Here is a 15,696-nt window from a genome sequence, read left to right as displayed (position 1 = left end):
AGCGAGAATATTTATGAGCTTGAATCCAAGAGACGTGGTGATTGTCGACTTCGGTCGCACGCCAATGGGCCGCTCCAAGGGCGGCATGCACCGCAACACCCGCGCCGAAGACATGTCGGCGCACCTGATCAGCAAATTGCTGGAGCGTAACGTCAAGGTCGACCCTAACGAAGTCGAAGACGTGATCTGGGGCTGCGTCAACCAGACCCTGGAACAGGGCTGGAACATCGCGCGCATGGCGTCGTTGATGACCCAGATCCCGCACACCGCAGCTGGCCAGACCGTCAGCCGCCTGTGTGGTTCGTCGATGAGCGCGCTGCACACTGCTGCGCAAGCGATCATGACCGGCAACGGCGATGTGTTCGTGGTCGGCGGCGTGGAGCACATGGGCCACGTCAGCATGATGCACGGCGTCGACCCTAACCCACACATGTCGCTGTACGCGGCAAAAGCCTCGGGCATGATGGGCCTCACCGCAGAAATGCTCGGCAAAATGCACGGTATTACCCGCGAAGCCCAGGACGCATTCGGCGTGCGTTCCCACCAGTTGGCCCACAAGGCGACCGTGGAAGGCAAGTTCAAGGATGAGATCATCCCGATGAACGGTTACGACGAGAACGGTTTCCTCAAACTGTTCGACTACGACGAAACCATTCGTCCGGATACCACCCTGGAAAGCCTGGCGGCCTTGAAACCCGCCTTCAATCCCAAGGGCGGCACCGTGACAGCCGGTACGTCGTCGCAAATCACCGACGGTGCTTCGTGCATGATCGTGATGTCGGCGCAACGTGCCCAGGACCTGGGCATTCAGCCGATGGCGGTGATCCGTTCGATGGCAGTGGCAGGTGTGGACCCGGCAATCATGGGCTATGGTCCAGTACCGGCCACACAAAAAGCCTTGAAGCGCGCGGGCCTGACCATCTCCGATATCGACTTCTTCGAGCTCAACGAAGCTTTCGCCGCACAGGCCCTGCCAGTGCTGAAAGATTTGAAAGTACTCGACAAGATGAACGAGAAGGTTAACCTGCACGGCGGCGCGATTGCCTTGGGCCACCCATTCGGTTGCTCCGGTGCACGTATCTCCGGCACTTTGCTTAACGTGATGAAGCAAAATGGCGGCAACCTTGGGGTTGCAACCATGTGCATTGGTCTCGGCCAAGGCATTTCCACCGTCTTCGAACGTATCTAAACGTTTCGCTGACGGAAGCCGGGGCCCAGTGCCCCGGTTTTTGTTTTTTGGAATTTTTAATATTTTTTTTCAACAAATTTTGCACGAGGGCCAAAGCATGAAAGTCGAACCAGGGCTCTACCAACATTATAAGGGCCCGCAGTACCGCGTTTTTAATGTGGCGCGGCACTCCGAGACCGAAGAAGAAGTGGTGTTTTACCAAGCACTGTATGGCGATTACGGCTTTTGGGTGCGCCCATTGAGCATGTTCCTTCAGACCGTCGAAGTTGACGGCGAGCAGGTCCCGCGCTTTGCTTTGGTGCAGGTCGAACCCAGTCTTTTTTCAGGGCAATAACGGCAGGCCGCGCAGAATGCTGCGCTTGACCTCACCTTGTTGCCACTATATATAGCGTTGCCGCGACAGGCGCCAACTGCCTTTCACTTCTCGAATTCAGGAATTTTCCGATCCATGGGCAAATCGCTGGTCATTGTGGAATCCCCGGCTAAGGCCAAGACCATCAACAAGTACTTGGGCAACGAGTACGTGGTGAAGTCGAGTATCGGCCATATCCGAGACCTGCCCACCAGCGGTTCGGCTAGCGCCAGCAAGGAGCCTGCCGCCAAGCGCGGCAAGGCCGCTGCGGGCGAAGGTCCGGTGCTCAGCCCTAAAGAGAAAGCGCGCAAGCAGCTGGTCTCACGCATGGGTGTGGACCCGGATCATGGCTGGAAGGCCAAGTACGAAATCCTTCCAGGCAAGGAAAAGGTCATCGAAGAGCTGCGCCGGCTCGCCAAAGATGCCGACACCATCTATCTCGCGACGGACTTGGACCGCGAAGGGGAAGCCATTGCCTGGCACCTGCGCGAAGCCATCGGCGGTGATGACAGCCGCTACAAGCGTGTGGTGTTCAACGAAATCACCAAAAAAGCCATCCAGGAAGCCTTCTCCAAGCCGGGCGAGCTGGATATCGACCGTGTTAACGCCCAGCAGGCGCGTCGTTTCCTCGACCGCGTGGTGGGTTACATGGTCTCGCCACTGCTGTGGGCGAAAATCGCCCGTGGCCTGTCCGCCGGCCGTGTGCAATCGGTAGCGGTCAAGCTGGTGGTGGAGCGGGAGCGCGAGATTCGTGCGTTCAACCCCGAAGAATACTGGGAAGTCCACGCTGACCTGGGTACTGCCAAGGGCGCCAACGTGCGCTTTGAAGTGGCCCGTGAGAAAGGCGAGGCCTTCAAGCCGCTGAACGAAGCCCAGGCCATGGCCGCGCTGGAGAAGCTCAAGGCTTCCAGCTACAGCATCGTCAAGCGCGAAGACAAGCCAACCAGCAGCAAGCCGTCGGCGCCGTTCATCACGTCCACCTTGCAACAGGCCGCGAGCAACCGCCTGGGCTTTGGCGTGAAGAAGACCATGATGATGGCCCAGCGCTTGTACGAAGCCGGCTACATCACTTATATGCGTACCGACTCCACCAACCTGTCGCAAGACGCGGTGGCGATGGCGCGCACTTATATTGAAAGCGAGTTCGGCAAGAAGTACCTGCCGGAAAAGCCTAACGTCTACAGCAGCAAGGAAGGCGCACAAGAGGCTCACGAAGCGATTCGTCCTTCCGACGCCAACACCGAGCCAAGCAAGCTGAGCGGCATGGAGCGTGATGCTGAGCGCCTCTACGAGCTGATCTGGCGCCAGTTCCTGGCTTGCCAGATGCTGCCGGCGCAATACCTGTCCACCACCGTCAGCGTGGGCGCAGGCGACTTCGAGCTGCGTGCCAAGGGCCGTATCCTCAAGTTCGACGGCTATACCCGCGTGATGCCGCAAATCGCCAAGCCAGGCGATGACGACGTGCTGCCGGACATGGCCCAGGGCGACACGTTGAAGCTGATCAAGCTCGACCCGTCCCAGCACTTCACCAAGCCGCCGGCGCGTTACTCCGAAGCCAGCCTGGTAAAAGAGATGGAAAAACGCGGTATTGGTCGTCCTTCGACCTATGCGGCAATCATCTCGACCATCCAGGACCGTGGCTACGTAGCGCTGCACAACCGTCGTTTCTACTCGGAAAAGATGGGCGACATCGTCACCGAACGCCTGTCCGAGAGCTTCTCCAACCTCATGGATTACGGCTTCACCGCCGGCATGGAAGAGAACCTCGATGACGTGGCGCAGGGCGAACGCGACTGGAAAAACGTGCTGGATGAGTTCTACGGCGACTTCAAAAAGAAACTCGAAGTAGCCGAAAGCCCTGAAAGCGGCATGCGCGCCAACCAGCCGGTGATGACCGACATCCCGTGCCTGACGTGCGGCCGCCCGATGCAGATTCGTACCGCATCCACCGGTGTGTTCCTCGGTTGCTCGGGCTACAGCCTGCCGCCGAAAGAGCGCTGCAAGGCCACCGTTAACCTGGTGCCAGGCGATGAGATTGCCGCCGACGACGAGGGTGAATCCGAGTCGCTGGTACTGCGCGGCAAGCACCGTTGCCCGATCTGCAGCACGGCGATGGACGCTTACCTGCTCGACGAGAAGCATAAGTTGCACATCTGCGGTAACAACCCGGATTGCAATGGCTACGAGATCGAAGAGGGCACCTACCGCATCAAAGGCTACGAAGGTCCGAGCCTGGAATGCGACAAGTGCGGCAGCGAGATGCAGCTCAAGACCGGTCGTTTCGGCAAGTTCTTCGGCTGCACCAACCCGACTTGCAAGAACACGCGCAAACTGCTCAAAAGCGGTGACGCGGCGCCGCCGAAGATGGACCCGGTGAAGATGCCTGAACTCAAGTGCGAGAAGGTCAACGACACCTACATCCTGCGTGACGGCGCTTCGGGCCTGTTCCTGGCGGCCAGTCAGTTTCCGAAAAACCGCGAGACCCGTGCCCCGTTGGTGATGGAAATCGTGCCGCACAAGGACGAGATCGATCCGAAGTACCACTTCCTGTGTGAAGCGCCGAAGAAGGATCCCGACGGTCGCCCGTCCGTGATCCGCTACAGCCGCAAAACCAAGGAGCAGTACGTGCAGACCGAAGTGGACGGCAAGCCTACCGGCTGGAAAGCTTTCTACGACGGTGGTAAGTGGAAGGTCGAGGACAAGCGCCAAGGCGCTTGATCGGCTGATCTGCCAGCTACAAAGGCCGCCTGAAAAGGCGGCCTTTTTTTACGCTTGCAGGAAACTTGGCTGATCCGTGACACTGTTCAGCCAGCATCACGCTTATTTCGTTGTGGAGATTGCCGTTATGGCCAACGAACTCTATACCCGTACCAATCAGAAAATTTACTTCGCGGGTTTGTCCCTGGAAGCCCTTGGCCGCGCCGAGGAAGGGAAGGAGATGAATGCCATCGCGCTGGTCCAGGCCGGGCGTGAGGCGGCGTTGTTCCACCTCTATGGCGCTTTGCTGGGCCTGTGCCATGAAATTGCCGGGTTCTACCGCTTGCCCCAGGCGGGCGCGCCCCGAGCAGAAATGCTCATGAACCGCGAAGTGCTGGACAGCATGGCGATTCCTGAACTGGCCGAACTGGTGGAAATGGCGCAGAGCCCCGACAGTTGGGTTGCTCGATTGCTCAAAGCGCATGCGGATATGTTCCAGCCGCCGCGTGTTCCCCATGTGCCCAAGGGTGATGTGACACAGCCGCTGATCGTGGCCGTTGCGCTGGGAGAGGATGAGCCCAAGCCCTTGAGCCGCGAAGAGCTGGAAAGCTGGCGCCAGGAGTTGAAGAAGATGGCGTTGCGGTTTCGTGAAGGCTTGAACGAGTGTTAAGAGGTTTGCGCTGAACAAAGGTGGGAGCTGGCTTGCCTGCGATAGCGCTGGGTCAGCTTGCCGGCCATTTGCTGATGCACCGCGATCGCAGGCAAGCCAGCTCCCACATTGAGAGCAGTCTTGCCGAAGAGCACCATTCATCAAGCCGTTAAGAAACCTGTTCAGATGCTCAGCGAGGCAGGGTGGATGACTGATATAATCCCGGCCTTTCGTGGAGAACAGACTTATATGCCAACGTCCTTTCTGGAAATTGTAGAGTTGCCTGACGGCCGAATTGAGCTGCGCAGGGCCGAGGACGAGGGTTCTCTGGTTATTTTGGATTTTTCCGAAGATGCAAAAGTGTTCCTGCAGGGCCAACATGTAGAAGTGGCAAAAGCCATGTTGAGCGTTGGTGTGCAGATGGCTGGTCGCCTGGCCGAAGGCGAGCCGGAGAAAGAAGATGGACCGCGGGTGCTTCACTGAGTAGCAATGACGTGCTCTGGCGACCGGGCTTCTGTGGCGAGGGAGCTTGCTCCCGCTGGGCTGCGAAGCGGCCCTGAATAGATTTAATGCGCTGTATCAGGTATTCCACGGTGCCTGGTTTTGGGGCTGCTGCGCAGCCCAGCGCGAGCAAGCTCGCTCGCCACAACAAGCTCACCTGCCACAACAGGCTCGCCTGCCATAGCAAGCCCATCCATACGGCTGGCCTGCAGCAGATCCCATTACCCCAATCGAATATTCAAACTCTGCGCATCGCCCGTGCGCGCGGCGCTGATCAGCTGCTGCTTGGCTGTTGCATTCAGCGGGTTCAACCAGCTCACCACCGTGTGGCTGCGCCCCAGGCGCAAGGCTTCGCACGTCAGTTGCTGGGCACTTTGCGCACCGCGCGGTTGCAGCAGCAGGATGCGCTGACGGTTGAGGCCAGCGTCCCGCAGCCAGGCCTGGGTCAGGCTGGCGGGTGGGGCAATCAGCGTCAGCCAGCGTGCGTCCTGCTCCTCGCTCAATTCTCGAAGGATCGGCGCCAGCAGGCTCAGGCAGCTCCCGGCAGCACCGCGCAACGACAGTTCACTGAACGCCTCAGGTTCGGAGCCCCAAGGGGCCTCGACTGCTTCCTTGAGAATGGGCGCAAGGGGTTGGGCCATAAAGGCCTCGAACAGCGACAGTTGTGTGTGTTGTGGGGTGTGCACGAGTTGCATGGTGCCTCCTTTAGCGGCGAATAACGCCGACGCTCAAGCCTTCGATCACCAGGTCCTGATCTTTCAGGTTCACTTCAATCGGGGCGAACTCAGGGTTCTCGGCCATAAGCCAGACCTTGCTGCCTTCGCGCTTGAAGCGTTTGACGGTGACTTCGTCGCCGATACGGGCGACGACGATCTGACCATTACGGGCTTCGCGAGTGGTGTGGACAGCCAGCAGATCACCGTCGAATATGCCCACGTCCTTCATGCTCATGCCGTGTACGCGCAACAGGTAGTCGGCACGCGGATGGAAGAACGTCGGGTTGATGTTGCAGGACTCTTCGACGTGCTGCTGCGCCAGGATCGGCGCACCGGCGGCGACGCGACCGATGATCGGCAGGGTCGATTCGTCGGCCTTGGCTTCAAAGCCAGGGATGCGAATACCGCGTGAAGCACCTGGGGTCATCTCGATCGCGCCTTTGCGGGCGAGGGCCTTGAGGTGTTCTTCGGCGGCGTTGGGGGACTTGAACCCCAGTTCCAGCGCAATTTCCGCTCGCGTCGGCGGGTAGCCGTTGTCGTCGAGGCAGCGCTTGATAAAAGCCAGAATCTCAGCTTGGCGTGGCGTCAGTTTTAGCATGTTGATCGCTCTGTCTTTTTATACAGTGACTGGGATTATATACAGTGAACTGCGCTTGGCAATCATCCTTTTTTGGCACTCCGCTGGACGGTCGTCTGTCACTCTTCCTGCAAGGCATAGACAGCGCTGCCTACAGGGCGCGAAGGATGTGATTAAATAGCGATGAAATAGATGACTGCCCGGCCGGAAAACGGCCTCGCAGGCTTGACAAGACACACCCTGAAACGTATGTTTCAAACAAGTGTTTGTCAGGCGGAGTAGCCATGGCCCAGTCGGAAACCGTTGAACGCATTCTCGATGCTGCCGAGCAATTGTTCGCGGAAAAAGGATTTGCTGAAACTTCATTGCGGCTGATTACCAGCAAGGCTGGGGTTAACCTCGCCGCTGTGAACTATCATTTCGGCTCGAAAAAAGCCCTGATCCAGGCGGTGTTCTCGCGCTTCCTGGGGCCGTTCTGCGCCAGCCTCGACCGTGAGCTGGAGCGTCGCCAGACCAAGCCCGAAAACAAGCCAAGCCTGGAAGACCTGCTGGAAATCCTGGTTGAGCAAGCCTTGGTGGTTCAGCCACGCAGCGGCAATGACCTGTCGATCTTCATGCGCCTGTTAGGGCTGGCCTTCAGCCAGAGCCAGGGCCACTTGCGCCGTTACCTGGAAGACATGTACGGCAAGGTGTTCCGTCGTTACATGCTGCTGGTCAACGAAGCTGCGCCGCGTATTCCGCCGATCGAACTGTTCTGGCGTGTGCACTTCATGCTCGGCGCCGCCGCGTTCAGCATGTCCGGTATCAAGGCGTTGCGCGCGATTGCTGAGACCGATTTCGGCGTCAACACCTCCATCGAGCAAGTGATGCGCCTGATGGTGCCGTTCCTTGCCGCCGGCATGCGCGCCGAAACCGGCGTGACCGACCCGGTCATGGCCGCCGCCCAGTTGCGTGCGCGCAGCAAATCTACGCCGGCCGTCGCCAAGGCGTGATTGCCCCAGGTGTGCGCGGCGGCTAAGCTAGCCGCCATGCCGATTTCAGCTATTTACTCACAACCCGTTGTGCTCGCTGCGCTTATTGCGCCAGGTGAGGGCAACGGGTTGTGTGCGTTATTTAAGGAAAGTTTATGACTGCTGCCCTGCAAGGTTCGTTAATGGTCGATGTGGCCGGTACTTGGCTGACGGCCGAGGATCGCCAGTTGTTGCGCCAGCCTGAAGTGGGCGGGTTGATCATTTTTGCGCGCAATATCGAGCACCCGCGGCAAGTGCGCGAATTGAGCGCGGCCATTCGCGCGGTGCGCCCAGACCTGCTGCTGGCGGTCGATCAGGAAGGCGGGCGTGTGCAGCGCCTGCGCCAGGGCTTTGTGCGCCTGCCGGCCATGCGCCTGCTGGCGGATAAACCCAACGCCGAATACCTGGCCGAGCAGTGCGGCTGGATCATGGCCACTGAAGTGCTGGCGGTCGGCCTCGACCTGAGCTTCGCCCCGGTGCTTGACCTCGACTACCAACGCAGCGCCGTTGTCGGCACCCGTTCCTTCGAAGGCGATCCGGAGCGAGCTGCCGTGCTCGCGGGTGCATTCATTCGCGGCATGAACAGCGCCGGCATGGCGGCCACCGGCAAACACTTCCCGGGCCATGGCTGGGCCGAGGCGGATTCCCACGTCGCGATTCCAAACGACGAGCGCAGCCTGGAACAGATTCGCGCAAATGATCTGGTGCCTTTCGCACGCCTGAGCAAGCAATTGGCGGCGGTGATGCCGGCCCACGTCATTTATCCGCAAGTGGACGCCCAACCCGCCGGCTTCTCGCGTCGCTGGTTGCAGGACATTCTGCGCGGCGAGCTGCAATTTGATGGGGTGATTTTCAGCGATGACCTGTCCATGGCCGGCGCTCATGTGGTCGGTGATGCGGCCAGTCGAATTGAGGCGGCGCTGACGGCCGGTTGTGATATGGGGTTGGTGTGTAATGACCGTGCTGCTGCTGAGCTGGCACTGACTGCGGCGCAGCGCATGAAGGTCACGCCGTCGGCGCGGATTGCGCGGATGCGTGGGCAGGCAATTGCCTCTACGGAGTACAAGCAGGATCCGCGTTGGCTGGTGGCGCTTACCGCGTTGCGCGATGCTCAGTTGATCGACTGAACACCGCGTCGCTGCCATCGCAGGCAAGCCAGCTCCCACTCTCGATTTGTGAATACATTCAAGGGTGGGAGCTGGCTTGCCTGCGATAGCGATCTAACCGTCAGCGCTTCTCTTGCTTGTTGGGCAACGGCGCAAACAACGCCTCGATATCCTCATTACCCAACTGCCAATCCCCGGTCGTGCGCCCATCCAGCACGCCTGCTGCCAGATCAGACTTTTCCTTCTGCAGGTGTTGGATCTTCTCCTCCACCGTGCCTCGCGCAATCATCTTGTACACGAACACCGGCTTCTCCTGCCCGATGCGATACGCACGGTCGGTCGCCTGGTTTTCCGTCGCCGGGTTCCACCACGGGTCATAGTGGATCACCGTATCCGCCTCGGTCAGGTTCAAGCCCACGCCGCCGGCCTTCAGGCTGATCAGAAAAATCTGCAGCTTGCCGCTCTGGAAATCCTTCACCGGCGTGCGCCGGTCGCGGGTCTGGCCGGTGAGTAATGCGTAGGGCACGCCGCGTTTTTTCAGCTCGGCTTCGATCAGGCTCAGCATCGAGGTGAACTGCGAGAACAACAATATTCGGCGCCCTTCGGCGAACAGCTCTTCGAGCATCTCCAACAGGCTGTCGAGTTTGCCCGAGCTGCTGCCACGGGCGGGCAGGGTGGCATCGTTGACCAGGCGCAGGTCGCAGCACACCTGGCGCAACTTGAGCAGTGCTTCAAGAATGATGATCTGGCTGCGCGCCACGCCTTTACGGGTGATTTCGTCGCGCACCTTTTTGTCCATGGCCAGGCGCATGGTTTCGTACACGTCGCGCTGGGCCTCATTGAGGTCGACCCAATGGATGATCTCGGTCTTGGGCGGCAGCTCGGTGGCCACCTGCTCTTTGGTGCGGCGCAGCAGGAAAGGTTTTATCCGGCCGTTGAGGTGTTGCAAGCGCACCTCACTGGCGCGCTTTTCGATGGGCACGCGGTAATCGCGGTTGAAGCTTTTTACGTCACCCAGCCAGCCCGGCAGCAGGAAGTGGAACAGCGACCACAGCTCGCCCAAGTGGTTTTCCAGCGGCGTGCCGCTCAGGCACAGGCGCTGGCGAGCAGTGAGCTCGCGCGCGGCCTGGGCAGCCTTGCTGTTGGGGTTCTTGATGTATTGGGCTTCATCGAGGATCAGCACATGCAAGGGCAGGGCGGCGAGCGTGTCGATGTCCTTGGGCAGCAGCGCGTAGGTGGTCAGCAGCAGGTCATAGTCCTGCAAATGGGGGAAATGTTTCTTGCGACCTGCGCCGTATAGCGCCTGCACCCGCAGTTGCGGTGTGAAGTGCGCCGCCTCATCCAGCCAGTTGGGAATCAGGCTGGTGGGCATCACCACCATGCACGGTCGGTCGAGGCGCCCGGCAGCCTTTTCGCTGAGAATATGCGCCAGGGTCTGCAGGGTTTTGCCCAGGCCCATGTCATCGGCAAGGATCCCGCCGACATCGAGCTGACGCAGCGACTGCATCCAGCTCAAGCCTTCCAGCTGATACGGGCGCAAGGTCGCGTTCAAGCCCTCGGGCGCCACGCAGGTGAAGTCCTTGATGTCGCGCAGGCGCTGGGCGAAATTGCGGATCTTCTCACCGCCTTCCCATTGCAGCGGCAGATCTTCCAGCGGGTTCAGGCGAATGGCATCGGCTTTGGCCAGGCGCAAGCTGGTGGTGCCGGTTTCCTGTAGGTAGAACTCGCCAAGGGTTGCCAGCACCGGCTTGAGCCTGCCGTACGGCAACGCCACTTGCAGCGGGCCGTGGCCGTTGGGCAGGCCGGGAATATTCACCAGGATCAGCTCGTCGTCACGGCGCCGGGCGAGTTTTTCCGGGTTGAGGATTTCGGTATGCGAACGCATCAAGTTGAGCAAAATCGGCAACAGGCTCAGGCGCTCGCCATTGACGATAATCCCCAGCTCCAGGTCGAACCAGTCGCGTTCCGGGCCTTCATCGACGGTGGCGTACCAGTCATCGACGGTGCTCAAGTCGAAACCGAAATCCTCATCGATCTGCAACTCCCAACCCTCGGCGCGCAAGGTCGGCGAGGCGTTGAGAGTGAAGTTCAACCAGGCGCTGTCATTGACCATTTCGAACAATTCACCGGCACTCTCCGGCAAGGCCTTGCTCTGGCGTGTAGCGATCTTGAAGCCCAGCAGGCGCAGTTGTTCGCGATAGGGTTGCTCCAGTTCCGGATGGCGCTTGATGCGCAGGCTCTGGGTTTCCTGGCGCACGATGATGTCGGCGTTTTTTTGCCCGCTGACATAGTTGCCCAGGTAATTGAACGACAGCGCCGCACGGTGCTGGATATAGCGCTGCATCTTGCCATTACGCGGTTCAAAAGCGCTGAACTCGACGCTGGCCAGCCACAGGCGCGGCACCGGCCGCACCTCCTCCATGACCACTTGTGGCAGCACCACGCGGTTATCCAGCACGGCCTGGAGTTTTTCCAACAGTTCGGCATCTTGCGCGGCGGCCGGGTAGGCCAGGGTTTCCTGGACCTTGAGCAGCACTGCCGCGATGTGTTTGCAGTTGGTGTGTACCGGGCAGGTGCAGCGGCTGTCCACCAGGATCAGCGTGCCCTTGGCCGATTCGCGCAGCGAGATGGTTTGTCGGTAAACATTGCCGCCCGAGCCTTCGCAGCTGGCGATGATGGTGCTGTCGCCGGACTCGACGATGCGCACGCGGTTTTCCAGGGCGTAGCGCCGCCCGCGCTCAAGGCTTTGCTCTTTAAAGCGATTGGCCCACGAAGGGGCCAGGGGTTTGGTCAACGACGACGTCAGGGGCATGGCGCTGGATCAGTCCTGAATGTCGGGCGGTGGCGCACTGGGTGGTTTGGCGGTCAGCGACGTGATCTTGATCAGCAGCGCCAAGTGGCCGCCATCCAGGTAATTGAGTTGGTTGTTCTTGGTGCGCACGTCTTGCTGGCTCAAGTGTTCGCTGGCAATCACGCTGCCATTGGCGTCGAACTGGTTGATCCAGAAATCCGCGTCGATATCGGTAAAGCGCCCCAGTTGCAGGTTCAGCGTGCCTTCGATGGGGAACTGGCCGAACTGCTCCTGGCCGTCGGTAATGGCCAGCTTCACGGGTTGCTCGCCCAGGTTCTGATCCCAGGCGCGGTGCAGCAATACGGTGTAACTATTGTCCGCACTGAGCTTGTCGACGATGTTGGCCAGCCGCGGTGGGCTCAGCTTGTCGGTCGGCAACCGCGCAGCGCCGGCATCCCAGTTTTCCGGCGCGGCGCGGCTGTTGATCACCGGTTCGGCGTTCTGGCGCACCAGGATCATTTCAACCAGGTACGGGCTGTCGGCAAACGCCGAAGGTGCGACCACCACCAACACTAAGCTCAGAATGCGGAACAGGCGCATGGGGGCGTCCTTCAAGCAGATTTCGGGATGAGGCGCTCAAACAGCGCCTCCAGGGTATTGAAGCGTTCTTCGGCACGCTCCATCGGCACCATGAATTTGAACAGCGTAGCCCCTTCGAACTTGTAGCGGTTGGGTTGGCCCTGAATCAGTTTGATCAGCACCAATGGGTCCACCGGCGTTTGCGCCTCGAACTCGATGCGCCCACCCTGCGGCCCGGCGTCGACTTTCTTGATGCCCAACTGTTCGGCCTGCAATTTCAGCAGCGTCAGGCGCACCAGGTTCTTGGTTGGCTCGGGCAGCAGGCCGAAGCGGTCGATCATCTCGACTTGCAAGTCCTTGAGGCCTTCTTCGTCGGTGGCCGAGGCGATGCGCTTGTACAGAATCAGCCGCGCATGCACGTCGGGCAGGTAGTCCTCGGGAATCAGCGCCGGCAAACGCAGGTTGATTTCCGGGCCGCCGCCCAAGGGTTGGTCGAGGTTCGGTTGTTCGCCCTTGCGGATGGCTTTCACTGCGCGCTCGAGCATCTCCATATACAAGGTGAAACCCACGGCCTGGATCTGCCCGCTCTGGCCGTCGCCGAGCAGTTCGCCGGCGCCACGGATTTCCAGGTCGTTGGTGGCCAGCACAAAACCGGCACCGAGGTCCTGGGTATTGGCGATCGCTTCCAGGCGCTTTTCGGCATCGGAGGTGATCTGTTGGCGCGGCGGAGTCAGCAGGTAGGCATAGGCTTGGTGGTGACTACGGCCCACACGGCCACGCAGCTGGTGCAATTGCGCCAGGCCGAACTTGTCGGCGCGCTCGATGATGATGGTGTTGGCGCTTGGCACGTCGATGCCGGTCTCGATGATGGTCGAGGCAATCAGCACGTTGAAGCGCTTGTGATAGAAGTCGCTCATGACTTGTTCGAGTTCGCGTTCGCGCATCTGCCCGTGGCCGATGGCAATACGGGCTTCCGGCACCAGTTCGGCGAGGTCGGCGGCGCATTTCTCGATGGTCTTCACGTCGTTGTGCAGGTAATACACCTGGCCGCCACGCAGCAATTCGCGCAGCAGTGCTTCCTTGACCGTGCTTTTGTTCTGCTCCATCACAAAGGTGCGCACCGACAACCGGCGCGCCGGCGGCGTGGCAATGATCGACAAGTCGCGCATGCCCGACACGGCCATGTTCAGCGTGCGTGGGATCGGCGTCGCAGTGAGCGTAAGAATGTCGACTTCGCTGCGCAGGGCCTTGAGCTGTTCTTTTTGACGCACACCAAAGCGGTGCTCTTCGTCGATGATCACCAGGCCCAGGTTCTTGATCTTCACATCGTCCGACAGCAGCTTGTGCGTGCCGATCACGATATCGATCTTGCCCTCGGCCAGGTCAGCGACGGCGGCGTTGACTTCCTTGGCGGATTTGAACCGGCTCATCACTTCCACGGTCACCGGCCAGTCGGCAAAGCGATCACGGAAGCTGTTGTAGTGCTGTTGGGCGAGCAGGGTGGTGGGTACCAGGATCGCCACCTGGCGGCCACCATGCACGGCAATAAACGCCGCGCGCATGGCCACTTCGGTTTTGCCGAAGCCCACGTCGCCGCAGACCAGGCGGTCCATCGGCTTGGGCGCCAGCATATCGGCACGCACCGCTTCGATGGTGGTTTGCTGGTCGGGAGTTTCTTCGAAGGCAAAGCCGGCGCTGAAGGTGGCGTAGTCGGCTTTCGGGTCGGCAAACGCATAGCCTTCGCGCGCGGCACGGCGGGCATAAATGTCGAGCAACTCGGCCGCTACGTCGCGCACCTGTTCGGCGGCCTTGCGCTTGGCTTTCTGCCAGGTCTCGGAGCCCAGGCGATGCAACGGCGCCAGCGCGTCGTCGCTGCCGGTATAGCGGGCGATCAGGTGCAGGCTGGCCACCGGCACATAGAGCTTGGCGCCTTCGGCGTATTCCATGGTGAGGAATTCGGCGGCCTGGTTGTCGATCTCCAGGGTCTGCAGGCCCAGGTAGCGGCCCACGCCGTGGTCGATATGCACCACCGGCGCGCCTTCGCGCAGCTCGGTGAGGTTCTTGATCACCGCGTCGTTGTTGGCGTCGGCGCGTTTTTCACGGCGCCGGCGCTGCATCACTCGCTGACCGAACAGCGGGCTCTCGGCGATGAGTGCCAGCGCCGGGTTGTCCAGCAACAAGCCTTCGTCCAGCGGCGCAATGGTGATCGCCAGGCGCTCTTTGCCGGCGACGAAATCCGGCCAGCTGTCGACGGTTTTCGGGCGCAGCTTCAGGCGTTCCAGCAACTCCAGCAGCACTTCGCGACGGCCGGCGGATTCGGCGGTAAACAGCACGCGACCAGGGAAGTCGCCAAGGAAATTCGACAGCGCTTCCAGTGGCTGGGTGGCTTTGGCCTGGATCGCCAAGTCCGGCAGCGTGCTCGCCGGGAAACGCTCGCGACCACTGCCGGTGTCCACGTCCTGCTGGCTGGCGACCACGCGCGGCCAGTTTTTCAGGCGGGCGAAGCAGTCTTCCACCGGCAGGAACAGCTCGGCGGGCGGCAATAAAGGTCGCGCCGGGTCGACGCGGCGCTCTTCGTAGCGGTTGCGCACGTCGTTCCAGAAGTTTTCCGCCGCCTGCTCGATGCCCGGCAGCGAGAATACTTGGGTGTCTGCGGGCAGGTAATCGAACAGGGTGGAGGTTTCGTCGAAGAACAGCGGCAGGTAGTACTCGATACCGGCCGGTGTAATCCCGCTGCTTAAATCCTGAAAGATCGGGCAGCGGCGGAAGTCGACGTCGAAGCGTTCGCGAAAGCGCGCCTTGAAGCGCGTGACCGCGTCTTTTTGCAGCGGGAATTCGCGCGCCGGCAGCAGCTTGATCGACTCTACTTTGTCGATGGAGCGCTGGTTGTCTGGGTCGAAGGTGCGCAACGTCTCGATTTCGTCATCGAACAGGTCGATGCGGTACGGCAGTTTGCTGCCCATCGGAAACAGGTCGATCAACGCACCACGCACCGCGAATTCGCCGTGTTCGTACACTGTGTCGACGCAGCGGTAGCCGCTGGCTTCCAGGCGCGTGCGCATCTGCTCTACATCGAGTTTCTGGCCGACATCCAGCACCAGGCTGCTGCCGAGCAGGAACTTGGTCGGCGCCAGGCGGTGCAGGGCGGTGGTGATCGGCACCACCAGCACGCCGTGCGCCAGTTCCGGCAGGCGGTACAGGCTGGCGATGCGCTGGGAAATGATGTCCTGGTGCGGCGAGAACAGGTCGTAGGGCAGGGTTTCCCAGTCGGGGAAATGCAGCACCGGCAAATCGGGGGCGAAGAAGCTCAGCTCCTGCTCCAGCCGCTCGGCGCTTTGGCTGTCGGCGGTGAGTAGCAGGGTAAAGCGCTTGGCTGCGCTGGCAGCCTCGGCAATGGCCAGGCTCAGGGCGGCACCGGGCAGGTTGCCCCAGTGCTGTTTACCTGCCGCGGCAGGGAGAAGCGGTAGACGCAGAACGGGCACGGAAGGTTGAGCTCCAAGCGTTGCGACAAAGTCGGTAATTGTAGCGG

General features: G+C 60.6%; 12 protein-coding genes. 7 read left to right on the top strand and 5 right to left on the bottom strand.

From position 1 onward, the window contains the following. The first annotated feature begins 13 nt into the window (after positions 1 to 13). The 5 genes from fadA (at position 14) to ACQY47_RS06750 (ending at position 5,370) form a co-directional block, all read left to right on the top strand. Positions 14 to 1,189, top strand: coding sequence for an acetyl-CoA C-acyltransferase FadA (gene fadA / locus ACQY47_RS06770; RefSeq protein WP_017137418.1), 1,176 nt, complete (start codon positions 14 to 16; stop codon positions 1,187 to 1,189). Positions 1,190 to 1,286: 97 nt separating this feature from the next. After that, a complete protein-coding gene (locus ACQY47_RS06765; RefSeq protein WP_056857286.1) occupies positions 1,287 to 1,523 on the top strand; it encodes a DUF1653 domain-containing protein in 237 nt (78 codons plus the stop codon). 114 nt (positions 1,524 to 1,637) lie between these two features. Continuing rightward, positions 1,638 to 4,259 (top strand): type I DNA topoisomerase, encoded by a 2,622-nt coding sequence (gene topA, locus ACQY47_RS06760; RefSeq protein ID WP_099548675.1) that lies wholly within the window; start codon positions 1,638 to 1,640, stop codon positions 4,257 to 4,259. Positions 4,260 to 4,386: 127 nt separating this feature from the next. After that, positions 4,387 to 4,908 carry a DUF6586 family protein gene (locus ACQY47_RS06755; protein ID WP_026013729.1) on the top strand — a complete coding sequence of 174 codons (522 nt, stop codon included), beginning with the start codon at positions 4,387 to 4,389 and terminating at the stop codon, positions 4,906 to 4,908. A 228-nt stretch (positions 4,909 to 5,136) separates the two neighbouring features. Then, positions 5,137 to 5,370 (top strand): hypothetical protein, encoded by a 234-nt coding sequence (locus tag ACQY47_RS06750; RefSeq protein ID WP_010212068.1) that lies wholly within the window; start codon positions 5,137 to 5,139, stop codon positions 5,368 to 5,370. Positions 5,371 to 5,609: 239 nt separating this feature from the next. On the opposite strand, the gene sulA is transcribed toward ACQY47_RS06750, so the two are convergent. Beyond that, entirely contained in the window at positions 5,610 to 6,083 is a 474-nt protein-coding gene (gene sulA, locus ACQY47_RS06745) for an SOS-induced cell division inhibitor SulA (protein ID WP_428556620.1), read from the bottom strand. A 10-nt stretch (positions 6,084 to 6,093) separates the two neighbouring features. Then, positions 6,094 to 6,702 (bottom strand): transcriptional repressor LexA, encoded by a 609-nt coding sequence (lexA, locus tag ACQY47_RS06740; protein WP_017137423.1) that lies wholly within the window; start codon positions 6,700 to 6,702, stop codon positions 6,094 to 6,096. A 263-nt stretch (positions 6,703 to 6,965) separates the two neighbouring features. Here lexA and ACQY47_RS06735 point away from each other — a divergent pair, with 263 nt between their 5' ends. Beyond that, positions 6,966 to 7,673 (top strand): TetR/AcrR family transcriptional regulator, encoded by a 708-nt coding sequence (locus ACQY47_RS06735; RefSeq protein WP_017137424.1) that lies wholly within the window; start codon positions 6,966 to 6,968, stop codon positions 7,671 to 7,673. 134 nt (positions 7,674 to 7,807) lie between these two features. After that, complete coding sequence (gene nagZ / locus ACQY47_RS06730) at positions 7,808 to 8,818, top strand: beta-N-acetylhexosaminidase (RefSeq protein WP_017137425.1); 1,011 nt, start codon at positions 7,808 to 7,810, stop codon at positions 8,816 to 8,818. A gap of 100 nt (positions 8,819 to 8,918) precedes the next feature. Here the strand turns inward: nagZ and ACQY47_RS06725 are convergent, their stop codons facing one another. Genes ACQY47_RS06725 through mfd form a run of 3 tightly spaced genes read right to left on the bottom strand, consistent with a single transcriptional unit; the run spans position 8,919 to position 15,649 of the window. Further along, positions 8,919 to 11,609 carry a DEAD/DEAH box helicase gene (locus tag ACQY47_RS06725; protein WP_428556617.1) on the bottom strand — a complete coding sequence of 897 codons (2,691 nt, stop codon included), beginning with the start codon at positions 11,607 to 11,609 and terminating at the stop codon, positions 8,919 to 8,921. Positions 11,610 to 11,618: 9 nt separating this feature from the next. Next, positions 11,619 to 12,188, bottom strand: a complete 570-nt coding sequence (locus tag ACQY47_RS06720) for a CsiV family protein (RefSeq protein ID WP_428556615.1) — start codon at positions 12,186 to 12,188, stop codon at positions 11,619 to 11,621. Positions 12,189 to 12,199: 11 nt separating this feature from the next. After that, complete coding sequence (gene mfd, locus ACQY47_RS06715) at positions 12,200 to 15,649, bottom strand: transcription-repair coupling factor (protein WP_428556613.1); 3,450 nt, start codon at positions 15,647 to 15,649, stop codon at positions 12,200 to 12,202. Positions 15,650 to 15,696 lie beyond the last annotated feature (47 nt).

Origin of the sequence: Pseudomonas edaphica (genome assembly GCF_965277385.1) — a bacterium.
GTDB lineage: Bacteria > Pseudomonadota > Gammaproteobacteria > Pseudomonadales > Pseudomonadaceae > Aquipseudomonas > Aquipseudomonas edaphica.
Note: the sequence above shows the minus strand (reverse complement) of the source record. Positions and strands in the feature narration are given on the sequence as shown.